The following is a 14,766-nucleotide window of genomic DNA, read 5'->3' as shown; positions in this document are numbered from 1 at the left end:
GATGCGTCTTGCCTCAATTCGTCTAGATCGGTCACTGCTTGGCAATGGGAATAGGTGTGCCAAAGTCCCATAAAATTAGGTGAAGACCCGGAACGAAGGGGTTGATTGGATTGGCAGCCCACCATAGTAAGAGTAGTAAGAGTGCAAACTGTCAATAGAATGAAACTTGAGAATTTCATATTGGGTGCTTTGTGCAAACCATAGACCATCCTGATAAGTTATAATTCGCTTTTATTCCATGAACTTATGATATTTATGGATGGTGGTGAATATGCTTCACTGTTGTTTATTTTGCACAGCTTGAACTGAATGTGCAACACAGATTGTCTGAGGAACCCAACGAAGCCGGATTTCAAGGATTGATTTGTTTTGGTTATAGAGTAAATCGTTGAGATCGATCATGAATTGAAAATTTGTACGAGAATTCCGGTTCTCGTAGTCGCATTCGTTTTTCGCATGATGTGCTTGATATGTTCTTTGACGGTTTGCTCGGTTATCTGAAGAGCATTGGCAATTTCCTTATTTGTCCATCCCTTGGCCAGATGCTCTACAACAGCCTGTTCTCGGTTGGTCAATTGAAACTTTTCTTTTGCTTGATCTGTATTCAGTTGCTGACGACGGCCTAACTCCTCCAATGTTACGACAAGTCTCGCGAATTGAACCCCCCCGCGATCCGGCAGTCCAAATCCTCTAAGAAGCACAGGTTGTTCCGGGTTTCCAGTGACTCGCTTGATTTCGAACTGTTCCCAATCCTTGGCTTCAGTCCTGACATGAAGAGCCTTTACGATTTCACCGCAGAGTTCCGTGAGTGCAGTGGGGAGAACTCCATGCGCCGCTCTTGGACTCCCGCCGCCATGCTCCGCAATATTGATTTGCTTTGCCAGTTCGGATGCCTGACGGTTCATGTGCAGCAGCTGCATGGAAGCAGACAGAACAACTATGCCGGGACCGGCTCGCTGATCGGCTAGAGTTTCAGCTGGATCTGGAGTTGGAAGTGAGTCGCTCATCTCTTAGGGAGAGGCCCTGTTTTCTGGGATGAGAGCAATGCTAGACAATCGGATGATTTCTGATAATGTAGCCATTGGGCAGCAGGTGCGAATTGGATGGAAACTTTACCTAACCCTTTCGAGGGAGTCAACACCCACCTTTTGAGACTGTGGCCTACATCATCGGTATTGTCCCTTTTCTTCATACTTTCTATACTTGGTTGGATCGACCGCTATTCGCCGCTTGATAGGCCTAGAGTGCAGGAAAGCACCATTTTAATACGATTTGCAATGACTTAGATGACATGGAGCGGCCACGAATTAAGGAGGGAAAGATGGATGTGGGACGTAAAGATTGGGAATGGCCGATAGTTACGAATTTTGAAAAACACAATGAGCGAGTGGCATTACTAAGAACGATCCCCTATGAAATAACGGCACCGGTTCATGAACCTGCAACGACCGCCCGTCAGGGGAAGGCCTTATCGGTCAATATAAGCAATGGAGGCATACTGATTCTCATGGATCAAGCCCCACCGGTAGAACAAGTTTTGAAGGTATATGTTCCGACACCAACCGCGGTAGCGGAGACGCCCACGCTCGCGGAAGTGAGATGGACGAGAAAAATACCTTTTGGACAAAACAATGGAGCAGGTCCTTATTTCGTCGGACTCAAGTTTATGTTTTAGTCGGGAAGATCTGCGAGGATTTCCCTCTTAAGGCATTCACAAATCATCACTTAGAGATACGAGAGAACGTGGATAAGTGGTATGCGGTAATGGCAAAACCCAGGCAGGAGCGATCCACCGCTTTAACCCTGGAACAAGCAGGGATAGCAACGTACTATCCGGAGGTTAAGGAAAGCTTTTCAGTACGGGGGAGAAAGCAAGTTCGTCTATCCGGCCTCTTCCCTGGATACCTTTTTGCACGATTCGATTACACTTCGCAGTATAGGACGGTCTCATATTGCCGAGGGGTAAAAAAGATTGTGATTTTTGGCCAAACTCCTGCTGAAGTCGATCCATTATTCCTTGAAGACATTAGAAACAAGTTGAAGGAGCATGACACGATAAGTTTTCCTGCTTTTTGTCAGGGAGAGATGGTCAGAATAATGCATGGACCCTTGGCGGGTATCAAAGCAGTATTTGATTCGTCCCTCCCAAGAAAAGAGCGGGTCGTTGTGTTACTACGTACATTGTATTATCAGAGTAGAGCAGTTGTGCAGGTTTCTGATATTGAGAGATATTCAGAAGCCGTCTAAAATAGCGGAAACATGAGACATCCGCGCTTCAGACTCTAGAGGGTATGTCCTCAAATGGCGGTAGCCCATCTTTAATACGTTTGTAGAGGAGTCTTAATATGCGAATCTTTAGTCTTCACGCTGTCCTGAAAACCGCACTCGTGATTATTTCAATCATTACCAATAGTTATGTATTCGCAGATGAAATCGACCCCAAAAAGGCGTCCCATACGAGAACGAGTGTTAGTTCATCGGGTACTGGTTCTACGGACAAGTCTCTTCTGATCGTAACATCAGAGTACATAATTGGTCCCGAGGATATTCTGGAAATTACAGTTTGGAAAAATGCCGACCTTTCCAAGCAGGTCCAAGTCAGGCCGGATGGAAGGATCTCGCTTCCTTTGCTCGGTGACATCTCTGCTGTAGCAAAAACTCCAGCGCAATTGACCGAGGAAATATCATCTGGGCTCAAGGCCTACATGGAGAATCCTACGATCTCCATCATGGTGAAGGAAGTTCAAAGCTATCAAATATATGTACTGGGCGAAGTCAATAAACCAGGGAAGTATCCGTTAAAGAGTAAGACTACCCTGTTGCAGGGCATTACCGTTGCCGGTGGATTCACGGCTATGGCAGCCAGAAATAAGATCGTAATTTTCCGGTTTGCAAAGGACGGTGAAGGATTGACAAAGCTCAAGGCAAGCTACGATGACATTGTGGTTCGAGACGGTTCCGGTCAAAACATCGAATTGAAACCTGGCGATCAAATTGTGGTTCCGTCGGAGACGATGGTGGTGTTGCCCAGCCGGTAAGCTTGCATCAGCAAAGACTCGAATGCTCGGAGCCTCATGAATTGACTTTCTATGAACGCAGACGTGAATTTGGAAAGAGGAAGTTATGAACGGAATAATCGGTATGCGGTATAGGACAATCCTCTCAGCCTTGGGTTTTATGGTTATTAGCGCTGGCTTGCTAGGCTGCTTCGCGGAGGAAACGCAATACCGTGGTATGTCCGCTCCTCCGACAGAATTTCTCATTGGTCCCGAGGACGTACTTGTGGTAACCGTATGGCGCAATCAAGAACTGTCAAAGGAGGTTATCGTCCGTCCGGACGGAAAGATCTCCCTGCCATTGATCGGGGATGTGACGGCGGCAGGTCTCACCGCTCAGGCGCTGTCCAAACAGGTCGCAGAGGGTCTCGCGGAATTCATGTCGACCCCGACTGTCTCCGTACAAGTCAAGGAGATCAATAGCTACCATGTCTTTGTAGTTGGAGAAGTGGCGAGGCCGGGGAAATTTGTGCTTAAGTCTTTTGCGAGCGTCTTGCAGGGAATTTCATATGCAGGCGGATTCACGACGTTTGCATCTCGAAATAATGTGCACGTCCTTCGAATGGTTAAAAATGGCCAGGGGGAAGCAAAGCAGGTCATGATACCCGTTCCTTATCAAGATATCGTTCAGGGTAAGAATCTGGATGCGAATATCATACTGAAAGCCGGTGATGTCATTGTCGTACCGTGACACCGGCTTGGTGAACCGTCGTTCCTTCATAGCTCTGCTCTCGCTGGTTTTTCTGCAGTGGGTGATTGAATCTATGGTGTTGGCCGAAACGCGAATCATCCCGGCGTTGTCTGTAACCGGGACGTATGATTCGAATGTGTTTTACACGCCCAAGTCTTTATTATCACCGGGAACCAAACCGGAAGACTATTACGCCATGATTACGCCTCAGATTATCGCTTCACACACAGGCTCGAGTATCACCGGAAGTCTTTCTGTCGGCGCGCTTGTGACAAAATATGTCAACAACCCAAGTCTTGATTATACGGGAATCAATGCATCGGGGATGGTAGATCTGCGCAATTATGTTTATAAATTTGTTCCACGGATAGAATCTTTGTCTGTGATGGGCACCTATCAATACACTCCGTCCATGAGTGCCTTTGGAGCGAGCGGCGTGGGTAGTATGAGTGGAGGATTTGGTACCGTGGGAGTAGTGGGCCCACTGGATGCCGGCCTTGTTGCAAGTCGCGTATCGATGCAAAATATCATGGCAATGATTACCGGCGGGTATCGGCTCACACCGGTAACCAGCATGAGCGGAAACTTTTCATACACTCAACTTAAGTTCGGCAATCAATCTGGTGGATTGAACAATCAGTTTTTCGACACAAGCGGGCAAACGGGTGTTGTAACGCTGACCACACGGCTTTCAGCCAGAGACAGTGTGGGCACCACCACGACGCTATCTCACTTTGAACAGTCCGGAAGTTCTTCTACCACCGGAGGTGGCGGAGGCTCAGGATCCTTTACAACAATCAATGGAATGTTGAATTGGGGCAGGCAATGGTCGAGAGAGTTTAATACCTCATTAAGTGGTGGTGGACTCCTCACTCTTCCCATTGAATCGCAAATTCCGGGTGAAAAAATCAAGTCGCAACTAACGCCCACGGCATTAGCGCTTCTCTCTTATACGTCCTATTCAGAGACCTTGAAGGCCGCGGGAGCATCCCTTTCTTCTCTCAGTCCTTTCGAAGGATTACCGCCTCTAGCCGGCAGTCTTCAGCCTGGCGCAATTTTTGCCCCAGGAAGGTATAACGCCACTCTGAGTTATAACTTGAGCGTGTTCCCAAGCTACGCATTCGGGGCCGGTCCCATGAAAGCCCATGTCATCGGTGCCAATGCTACAGCGGGACTCACATCAAATTTGACCGCGAATGGGGGCCTAAACTATTCCCACGGATCCATCAATACCCCGGCCTCGACATTTGATACGGTGGGTCTGACAGGGGGATTGAACTATCTCTTCGGTTCCTCTTTTGTCGGGAGCATAACCTATTCATGGTTATATTTTGCGAATTCTGGAGGTATTCAGGGCGGCACAGTGGGAGAGGACATTGCGTTCTCTAAGAAAATGATCATGGTGTCTCTGTCATACGCGTTCAATAGTCGCCAATTCTTCCGGGCTGGAAGTTTCAGCTCAATTGGAGGCGGCGCTTCGAATTCTCCAACGCCCTCCCCGAATCCAATTCCAGACATGAAGCTGACGAACTAGAAGGAGAGAACGTGTGAGCACTGGCTTAAGTACCCCCGAGGATTACCTCAAAATCATCAAGAACCATAAGTGGCTGGTTATTCTTCCAATAATTCTCTCCGTCGGAGTCGCGTGGGTTCTTTGCTTGTGGCTTCCCAAGAGCTATCGTTCCAGCACACTCCTGCATTTTGAGGAACAGAAGGTTCGATATGTAAAGGGGGTTGATGCTCCGACAACCGAAGCTGTGCCGGATAAGTTGGAGGCGGTTCAATCGGGCATCAACAAAATGCGACAGGTCCTATATCGCCGCGAGCTTCTGATTCAAGTAGCACAAGAATTTCATCTCTATGGATATGACAAGGAATATTCGAGTCCGGCTCTCGAAGAGGGAATAGTCGGAAGCATGAGAGACTCGGTAAAGATTGAAACACCAAAAGAGTCACCGTTCTTGAAGGTTTCGTTTGTGGCCTCGGATCCGGTAATGGCGCGCGATGTGACGGCCAGAATGGCGGAACTGTTCATTCAAGAGATCGCAAGCAGCCGCGTCGGAATCGCCGAAAGTTCGTCAGAATTCCTTCAGCATGAATTGGATAAGCTGAAGCTTCAGTTGGAGGCAAAAGAGAAGACCCTTGCTCAATTTAAGGCGTCACACCTGGGTGCGCTTCCTGAACAAATGGAATCCAATTTGCGCGCTATTGACCGTCTGGAAGCCGAGTCGACGGCCCAGCATGAAGGGGAAAAAGCTCTGAACACGAAGCTTGCCTCCGTGGACAAAGCCATTCGCGAATATGAAGATCCTGGCAATGAAATGAGCTCCAAGCGTGCGGCCCGTGATCCGCGAATTGCAAGGATCAACGAATTAGAGCGCACGCTTCTAAGCATGCAAGCCGTCTATAAAGAATCGTATCCGGATCTCGCCATGATCAGGAACGAAATTAGAAAATTGCAGAGCATGACGACGGAAGAATATATCGGGCTCAATTCCGGTCCGGAGGACTCGGAGAATGCCTCTTCCGTCAGAGGTAGAAAAAAAGCACTGGATCCCTACAAGGCCGAGCTGTTGAAGCAGCGCGAGGACATCCTGGGACAGTTGGAGCTTATCAGCGTACGAAAGGCACGAATTGCTTCCGAGGTAAAGAAGTATGAAGGCAGACTGGAGAAGACATCTCTTCACCAGCAGGAATTGATGGTCACGCAACGTGATTACGATAATCTCCAAAAAAGCTATCAGGCTTTGCTCGACAAGAAGATGAATGTCAGCATGGCCGGAGAACTCGAGAAGAAAAGACAGGGGACGCAGCTTCGCATTATCGATCCGGCCACTCTTCCGAGGCTGCCTGAAAAGCCAAACATTCTGCTGATCATGCTGGGGGGGCTCGGAGTTGGGTGCGCCCTGGGACTTGGCGGCGCATTCGGGCTCGAATTATTGAGAAGAGGATATGTTTCCGCGGAGGAAGTGGAGGTGGGGCTGGGCCTGCCCGTTATTTCGTCAATCTCGAACTACAAATCAGTTTGGAGCGGATCGGCCAAGCATGCCGTCATGACCTCCAGCCGCCGAGCAGATCGGTTGCTGCCTCTGCCTGGCCTTAAATGGGAGAGGTCGAACTCTGCGGTCGAAGCTGATGTTGAAGTGAGTGTCGGCCCTGAGTTAGTCGCCATGTGGTATCCCAGATCCGTTGTCGCGGAACAATATCGAGTTGCCGCTACGCGGCTTGAATTGATGATGGGACAACAAGAATCGACCGTCGTTGCGGTAGCCAGCGCCCTTCAAGGCGAAGGCAAGACCTGCACAGGTCTGAATCTCGCCCATGTATTTTCCAGAGACTACGGAAAGAAAACGGTTATCGTGGATTGTGACTTGAAGAGGCCGATGATTCATGCCCTGGCAGGCATAGAGGTTGGTGCAGGACTTTCGGACGTGCTGCTGGGCAAAAAAAAGTTGGACGAATGCCTCGAGTATCACGAACAGTTGGGAGTTTGGATCATCCCGGCCGGCAATCTCCAAGCCGGTGCTACCGCGCTGGCGCACATCAACCACTTGTCCGGGGTCGTGGCTGAATTACGTACACGGTTTCAATATGTAATTCTGGATGCGCCTCCGCTGCTTCCTGTCGCTGAGGCCAACCTGATTGCCCGTATGGGCGACGTTGTCGCCTTCGTGATTCGCGCTCGTGAGACACGGCGGGACGCCGTCAATCGCGCCATCAAGCTCATAGGCGAGGAACGCCCCATGGCAGTGGTCCTCAACGGAGTCGATTCTACGGATATGCCGTACTACAGCCGAAGCTACTATGAACCTCAGCGTAAACAGCTCCGATAGAGCCGCTACTGAAAAGGTTGGCAGCTTCTCTATGGACCATGTCCCTAGAGCAATTTTCCGTCTTCCTGGAGCCCGTAGGCGTATTCTCATCCTCGGTGTCGGCTCCCTCGCAAAAGGACTTTGTCAAGTGCTGCTTTCGCGCAGCAAGGTCTTCACGGACGTCGTGGGCGTGTTAGCCAGAGACGGCATGCAGGTCGGCGATGACTTTGTCGGGATGAAAATTATCGGCACAATGGATCAACTCCTCGATATCGTCGAGCGGCATCATGTTGATACGATTGCGGTTTGTTTAGAAGATCGTCGTGCAGTCCTTCCTGTCCAAATGCTCCTTGAGCTCAAGGGCATGGGAGTTGATATCTGGGATGGCCACCACCTCTATGAAGAAGAGTCCGGGCGGCTACCGATCGACGAATTGAAGCCTAGCGCGATTATATTTTCAACCGGGTTTCGAAGAGGATTGATCATAAAGACGGTAAAGCGGTCGATGGATCTCCTGGTGTCTTTGATCGGACTTTTCATCATGCTGCCCGTCATGGCGATACTAGGCATGCTCATCAAGTTGGATTCGACGGGGCCGATTTTCTACAGGCAGGTCCGAGTGGGGTTGCGGGCGCAACCCTATATGATTTGGAAGTTTCGCTCGATGTTCATTGACGCCGAAAAGGGGGGAGCAAGGTGGACATCAGAGCGAGATCCGAGAATCTCCCGCATCGGGTGGTATTTGAGAAAATGGAGGCTGGACGAGATTCCTCAGCTTTTGAATGTCATAAAGGGTGAGATGAGCCTGGTCGGTCCCCGCCCGGAACGCCCTGTTTTCGTGCAGGAGCTGAGGTCTGTCATTCCTTATTACGATATCCGGCATGCGGTGAGGCCTGGTATTACGGGCTGGGCGCAAACACAATTTCGATACGGCGCGTCTGCCGAGGATGCTCATGTCAAGCTCCAGTATGACCTGTATTATGTAAAAAACCTCTCCCTTGCTTTGGATTGTCGTATTTTGCTCGATACGATTCGAGTCATTCTTTGCGGCCATGGAGCACGATGACGGTCCAATCCAACCAGAATCTTCACAGCCTCTCGTTTGACGTCGAAGAGCATTTTCAAGTGTCGGCGTTTTGGTCTGAAACGAGGCGCCGGCAGTGGGATCAGCTCGAAAGTCGAGTCGAATTGAATACGAGAAGGCTCATTGATCTGCTCGAGCAATATGAGACGAAGGCGACATTTTTTGTCCTCGGATGGGTGGCGGAGCGGCATCCTCGGCTTGTGCGCGATCTCGTGACTGCCGGGCATGAAATCGCTTCACACGGATTCGGGCACGAGCTCGTCACAAGTCAATCCCCCGGACATTTTCGCGAGGACGTTCGAAAAGCCAAAATGATTCTCGAGGATATCATCGGAAACTCTGTCTCCGGATATCGCGCTCCAAGCTTCAGCATCTCCAATGCAACTGCCTGGGCGTTGGCAATTCTTGTTGAAGAAGGGTACGTCTACGATTCGAGCATGTACGACCGATTTCAGCATAGGAGAGTCGAACGAACAGCTTCAACGCATCTGCGCATAGAGACACCTGCCGGTCCCATCTGGGAATTCCCTCCGTCCACGATGAATCTTTGTGGATTTCAATTGCCTGTAGCAGGTGGCGGATATTTCCGTCTGTTGCCCTATGCGGCTTCTAAGGTCATCTTGAAGGATCTCGAGAAGCGGGGATCGCAACTCGTCATGTACCTTCATCCATGGGAAATCGATCCTGACCAACCTCGCATGAATGGTCCATGGCTTTCACAAATCCGTCATTATTTAAACCTCAAGCGGACAGAGGATCGGTTGCGCCAACTACTGCAGGATTTTAAGTTCGCTCCTCTCCAGAACTGCCTCTCGACGGTTGAACATGCGCTGCACTGATTATCGGCTCGGATGCGCAATCCGAGTCTGTCTCCATTCGAGCGCATGACGACGGTAATAGACATCTCTGCGCAATGAAACATATGACTGCAATAAATCAGAGCAGCATCGTCATCGAGCCAAGCCGCGGGTTTATTTCCCTCAAGCTGAAGGCAATTTGGGATTACAGAGAACTTTTGTTTTTTTTGGCATGGCGTGATCTCAAGGCGCGCTATGCACAAACAATGGTCGGCTTGGCATGGGCGGTCTTGCAGCCTCTGCTGATGATGATCGTCTTGACGCTCGTATTCAGCCGCTTGGCCAATATTCCTTCGGAGGGAGTTCCTTATCCCGTATTTACGTATGTGGCCTTGGTGGCATGGACATACTTCGCGAAGAGCCTGGATCGAGGCGGATCGAGCGTTGTCGCTGAAACCAATCTGGTGACCAAGGTGTACTTCCCCAGGCTCATTGTTCCCATGTCTGCTGTTTTGGGTGGACTAGTGGACTTTGGCATCTCCTTTGTTCTGCTTTTCGTGATGATGGGATGGTATGGGATCGTTCCCGGCTTGCAGGTTCTGCTTCTACCGTTGTTGATTGGCATGAGTGTGATGACTGCCCTGTCGATCAGCTTGTGGCTCGCGGCGTTCTATGTAAAGTACAGGGACGTCGGCGCCGTCATCCCTCTTTTGACCCAAGTGTGGATGTTTGCTTCACCGATCGTCTATCCGCTCAGCATGGTTCCCAAAGACTGGCAATGGCTCTATAACATCAATCCGATGGTCGGGCTGATTCAAAGCTATCGATGGGTTTTACTCGGCACTGAACCACCCGATCCTTTGCTGGCAGCTCAGAGTGGTTGCCTCGTGATCGTGCTGTTGATCGGGGGCATCGCCTATTTCAATAAAGTCGAGCGTACCTTCGCAGACGTGATTTGATCTCCGCCTTTTCCTTCTGATTCAGCGAACGTTTCTAAGGTTATTGTACGGGTTTCCCCTATCAAAAATTGGAGAGCGGCCGGGCACATGAACGACATCGCGATCAAGGCTGAGCGGCTCGCAAAAAAATACGTGATCAACGTCGGAGACGCTGCGTCCGAGACTTTGTCCGAAGGTGTCACCAGCGCATTGTCGCGACTGTTGAGATCGATACGGCGATCGACGACGTCTGCTACGCATCGTGAAGAGATCTGGCCTCTAAAGAGCGCTTCGTTTGAAATCAGGCGCGGTGAGGTGGTGGGCGTAATCGGGAGAAACGGGGCTGGAAAAAGTACATTGCTCAAGATCCTGTCCCGGATCACGGAACCGACAAGTGGTCGTGCCGAAATCTATGGCCGTGTAGGAACGCTGCTGGAAGTCGGAACTGGATTCCACCCGGAATTATCCGGACGAGACAATATCTATCTGAGCGGCATCATTCTGGGCATGAACAAGTCGGATATTGACAAGAAATTCGATGAGATTGTCGAGTTCGCCGGAATCTCCCGCTTCGTCGATACACCGGTCAAACGGTATTCCAGCGGGATGTACGTCCGGCTGGCCTTCGCTGTCGGAGCCCACCTGGAGCCTGAAGTGTTGATCGTCGATGAGGTGCTGGCCGTCGGAGATCTGCAGTTCCAGCAAAAATGCCTCGATAAGATGCATCAGATCGGTGATCAGGGACGAACAGTCATTTTTGTCTCTCACAACATGCAAGCGGTATCGAGGCTTTGCCGACGTGTGCTCCTATTGGATAAAGGTGAACTGGCGGCTGATGGATCCGCCCAGGACGTTGTAAGCAAGTATTTGCATGGCGGGTCCGGGTCCGGCTGCCTTCGAGAATGGAATGATCCTGCCAAAGCACCGGGAGATGAAACGGCACGTCTGCTGGCCGTCAGAGTAAAGAATGCGCTGGGAGAGACCACGAGTGCGATCGATATTTCCCAAGAAATTCTCCTCGAAATGGAATTCGAGGTGTTGCGGCCAGGCTGGGTGCTCACCCCTGCAGTCGTCTTGACGAATGGAGAGGGGCTGGACTTGTTCGAGACATTCGACCTCGACCCGGCATGGAGGCATCAATCACGACCGGCCGGGCAATATGTGAGCACCGTCAGAATCCCCGGGAATTTTCTTACCGAAGGAAGCTTTTTTGTCAGTCCGGCCTGCTTTTCCGTCACCCCCAGTCATGTCCAATTCTATGAACGTGAAGCGGTTGCCTTTCAAATCATCGATCGAATGGACGGCAATTCCATGCGAGGAGATCACCCGGGTGAGATGCTTGGTGTCATCAGGCCTCAATTGCAGTGGGGGACTCGATTCAGTTCGCGATGACAGAATACTGAGAGAGTCTGCCTCACCAAGGTTGATAAAGGAGAAGGAATGGGAATCAGAGGAATCATTAGATCGATCCTTCCGGGGCTGGGGAATGGTTCGCATGGTCAAATCCCGGAGCCTGAGCCTGTTCCGTTCGATAACAGTTATCGATGGTTATGGGCCACCATGGAAAGATTAATGGCCGATCCGGTCGCGTCCAAGAGGCCGCATTACGTCTGGGGGATTATGCAGGGTGCCGCATTGGGGAAAGTGCTGGGTTTTGAGCGAGTTTCCGTCATCGAGGTCGGAGTGGCAGGTGGGGCCGGGTTGTTGGCAATGGAGTCTTCCGCGCAACTGTGTGAACAACTGGTTGGCATCAAGATCGATGTGTATGGCTTTGACACGGGAGTCGGAATTCCAAAACCACTCGATTACCGCGATATGCCGTATAAATGGTCGGAGGGCTATTACCCGTGCGACGTCGAAGAATTGAAAAGACGCCTCCGCCGTTCCGAGCTTCGGATCGGCTTATTAGACAAAACCATGCCGGCGTTTATTGCGCAGAAGCCGGCGCCAGTTGCATTCGTCGGATTTGATACGGGTATGTACAGTGCCACAAAGGATGCCCTGACCCTCTTTGAGAGCGGCCACGACGTGCTCATCCCTCGCGTCCCATGTGCATTCCGTAGTGCCATAGGAAAAGACGTCAGTGATTATGGCGCCGAATTACTGACCATTACTGAATTCAATAACAGGAATAGCGTGAGAAAACTTTCTCCCATTCGAGGATTGGAATACTTTGTGCCACCTCGCTTTCGATGGTGGTGGATCGCGATGATGTACAGCCTCCATATTTTCGATCATCCGCTGTACGGGGCGCCGGATGCGTACAAGTTGTCGGCTTCGATAGACCTCAACGACACCGAGCATTTTATCGCTGCGGGCTAGCGAAGGAGAACTCTGTATGCGACGACGATGGGGCCTGGCTTCTCATGAACTGTCGAAAGGGAGATCATCATGAAAGCTGTCATTTTGGCCGGCGGGCTGGGCACACGGTTGTCTGAAGAGACGCATTTGCGTCCCAAGCCCATGATCGAAATAGGCGGGAAGCCGATTCTTTGGCACATCATGAAAATCTATGCCGCCCACGGAGTCAAAGAGTTTATCGTCGCGCTTGGATACAAGGGTGAAATGATCAAAGAGTATTTTTTAAACTTCTATGCCTTCAACAAGGACATCTCAGTCGATCTGGATAGTGGGAAGACCACGATTCATGACGGTAAGCAGCATGAAGACTGGAAAGTTCACTTGGTTGACACAGGGTTGCATACCCAGACGGGTGGGCGCCTCAAGCGGCTCTCGAAGTGGCTGGAGAAGGAAGAATTCTTTTTGTTTACCTATGGCGACGGCGTGGCCGATGTCGATATATCGGCGTCGATCAAATTTCATCAATCTCATGGAAAGTTAGCCACGGTCACATCGGTCCGCACACCGGCCAGGTTTGGACGAATGATATTCGATGACGATCGTATCCAGGATCAAATAATGGAGTTCAAAGAGAAGCCGAATACCGGAGAGGGCTGGATCAACGGAGGATTTTACATTCTGAACCGGCGAGTCATCGACTATGTTGATGGGGATCAGACGAGTTGGGAACGGGAACCGCTCGAGCGGCTGACAAAAGAAGGACAACTGATGGGATATCGCCACGACCGGTTCTGGTCGTGCATGGACACGCTGCGGGAAAAAAATTACCTCGAAGAGATGTGGCAATCCTCGAGCGCCCCCTGGAAAATCTGGTAAGTGCCGTGCGACCGGACTTTCTTGTCATCGGCGGCGGTGTGATCGGGTTGAATATTGCGCGGAAGCTTAGACGGTTCTTCCCCGACTCCTCCGTTCATCTCCTGGAAAAAGAAATCGACTGCGGTTTACACGCAAGCGGCCGCAACAGCGGTGTGCTGCACGCCGGGTTTTACTACACTCCGGACAGTTTGAAGGCCAAGTTTACATGGAGGGGGAATCGCCAGCTGACCGAATATTGCGAAGAGAAGCACATTCCATTGAACAAGTGCGGAAAACTTGTCGTGGCAAAGGATGAGACGGAGCACGCAGGGCTGGATGAATTGCTGAGGCGAGGTCGCGCAAACGGTATCCCGCTCGACGACATTTCGGAAAAAGACGCGAAGGCCATTGAGCCGCGTGTGAAAACATGCCGACGAGCGTTGTTTTCTCCGGCAACCTCGACCGTGGATCCTGCGCTCGTCATGCAGGCGATGAAAAAAGACGCGATTGAAGAAGGCGTGCAACTCCAGTGCGGGGTACGTTATCTGCGTGCCACGAAGTCAGGCGTGATGACGAGTCACGGCGTTCGCGAGGCAGGATACGTTGTCAATGCCGCAGGCTTGTATGCGGACCACATCGCGCGCGATTTTGGATTCTCTGAGCAGTATCGCATTTTACCCTTCAAGGGACTGTATCTCTATTCCAGTGAGCCTCCCGGGTCCATCCGCACCAATATTTATCCTGTTCCGAATTTGAAGAACCCGTTCCTGGGTGTACATTTCACAGTGGCTGCAAGCGGGAAAGCGAAGATCGGGCCCACCGCCATTCCCGGGTTTTGGAGGGAACAGTATGGAGGGCTGGCAAATTTTCGTCTGGGAGAATTCGTTGAAGTCGCCACGCGAGGCCTTGGATTGCTGGCCAGCTCCAATTTCGGGTTTACAGCGCTTGCACTGGAGGAATTGGCAAAGTACTCGAAGCAAAAAATGATTGCATTGGCGTGTCAACTGGCCGAAGGGGTAAAGCCGGATCAATATCAAAATTGGGGAAGACCGGGAATACGGGCTCAGCTCATCGATATCAAGAAGCGCAAACTCGAGATGGATTTTGTGCTTGAGGGCGATAAGCGGTCGATGCACGTGTTGAATGCCGTCTCTCCCGCGTTTACATGCAGCTTGCCGTTTTCAGAGCATGTGTGCGAGCGCATCCGTTCCGTCTTGAATTGAGGAGGAAAC

At 50.8% G+C, this 14,766-nt stretch carries 14 protein-coding genes; 13 read left to right on the top strand and 1 reads right to left on the bottom strand.

All coding sequences use genetic code 11. The annotated features are described in order from the left end of the window. Positions 1-398: 398 nt before the first annotated feature. Positions 399-905: a response regulator transcription factor gene (locus W02_RS06260; protein ID WP_197742160.1), complete on the bottom strand. Its 507-nt coding sequence runs from the start codon at positions 903-905 to the stop codon at positions 399-401. A 416-nt stretch (positions 906-1,321) separates the two neighbouring features. On the opposite strand from W02_RS06260, the gene W02_RS06255 reads away from it, so the two are divergent. The 13 genes from W02_RS06255 to lhgO all read left to right on the top strand — a co-directional run bounded on the left by W02_RS06255 (position 1,322) and on the right by lhgO (position 14,757). Beyond that, positions 1,322-1,675 (top strand): PilZ domain-containing protein, encoded by a 354-nt coding sequence (locus tag W02_RS06255; protein ID WP_173045832.1) that lies wholly within the window; start codon positions 1,322-1,324, stop codon positions 1,673-1,675. Between the two features lie 68 nt (positions 1,676-1,743). Next, positions 1,744-2,247, top strand: a complete 504-nt coding sequence (locus tag W02_RS06250) for a transcription termination/antitermination NusG family protein (RefSeq protein WP_173045830.1) — start codon at positions 1,744-1,746, stop codon at positions 2,245-2,247. A 98-nt stretch (positions 2,248-2,345) separates the two neighbouring features. Then, positions 2,346-3,038, top strand: coding sequence for a polysaccharide biosynthesis/export family protein (locus W02_RS06245; RefSeq protein ID WP_173045828.1), 693 nt, complete (start codon positions 2,346-2,348; stop codon positions 3,036-3,038). A gap of 85 nt (positions 3,039-3,123) precedes the next feature. Next, entirely contained in the window at positions 3,124-3,747 is a 624-nt protein-coding gene (locus W02_RS06240; protein WP_173045826.1) for a polysaccharide biosynthesis/export family protein, read from the top strand. After that, entirely contained in the window at positions 3,728-5,281 is a 1,554-nt protein-coding gene (locus W02_RS06235; protein WP_173045824.1) for a hypothetical protein, read from the top strand. Before W02_RS06240 ends, W02_RS06235 begins: the two co-directional genes overlap by 20 nt. 13 nt (positions 5,282-5,294) lie before the next feature. After that, positions 5,295-7,580 carry an AAA family ATPase gene (locus tag W02_RS06230; RefSeq protein WP_173045822.1) on the top strand — a complete coding sequence of 762 codons (2,286 nt, stop codon included), beginning with the start codon at positions 5,295-5,297 and terminating at the stop codon, positions 7,578-7,580. Then, entirely contained in the window at positions 7,552-8,625 is a 1,074-nt protein-coding gene (locus tag W02_RS06225; protein WP_370467964.1) for a TIGR03013 family XrtA/PEP-CTERM system glycosyltransferase, read from the top strand. Before W02_RS06230 ends, W02_RS06225 begins: the two co-directional genes overlap by 29 nt. Next, on the top strand, positions 8,622-9,482 hold the full coding sequence (locus W02_RS06220; RefSeq protein ID WP_173045818.1) for an XrtA system polysaccharide deacetylase: 861 nt from the start codon (positions 8,622-8,624) through the stop codon (positions 9,480-9,482). Before W02_RS06225 ends, W02_RS06220 begins: the two co-directional genes overlap by 4 nt. A gap of 83 nt (positions 9,483-9,565) precedes the next feature. Beyond that, a complete protein-coding gene (locus tag W02_RS06215; RefSeq protein WP_232068663.1) occupies positions 9,566-10,399 on the top strand; it encodes an ABC transporter permease in 834 nt (277 codons plus the stop codon). 87 nt (positions 10,400-10,486) lie between these two features. After that, positions 10,487-11,770 carry an ABC transporter ATP-binding protein gene (locus W02_RS06210; RefSeq protein WP_173045814.1) on the top strand — a complete coding sequence of 428 codons (1,284 nt, stop codon included), beginning with the start codon at positions 10,487-10,489 and terminating at the stop codon, positions 11,768-11,770. A gap of 48 nt (positions 11,771-11,818) precedes the next feature. Further along, on the top strand, positions 11,819-12,700 hold the full coding sequence (locus W02_RS06205) for a hypothetical protein (protein ID WP_173045812.1): 882 nt from the start codon (positions 11,819-11,821) through the stop codon (positions 12,698-12,700). Between the two features lie 69 nt (positions 12,701-12,769). Next, a complete protein-coding gene (gene rfbF, locus W02_RS06200; RefSeq protein WP_173045810.1) occupies positions 12,770-13,555 on the top strand; it encodes a glucose-1-phosphate cytidylyltransferase in 786 nt (261 codons plus the stop codon). Further along, positions 13,519-14,757 (top strand): L-2-hydroxyglutarate oxidase, encoded by a 1,239-nt coding sequence (gene lhgO, locus W02_RS06195; protein WP_197742159.1) that lies wholly within the window; start codon positions 13,519-13,521, stop codon positions 14,755-14,757. The genes rfbF and lhgO overlap by 37 nt, the downstream gene beginning before the upstream one ends. The last annotated feature ends 9 nt before the right edge of the window (positions 14,758-14,766 follow it).

The sequence above is a fragment of the Nitrospira sp. KM1 genome (assembly GCF_011405515.1).
GTDB lineage: Bacteria > Nitrospirota > Nitrospiria > Nitrospirales > Nitrospiraceae > Nitrospira_C.
Note: the sequence above shows the minus strand (reverse complement) of the source record. Positions and strands in the feature narration are given on the sequence as shown.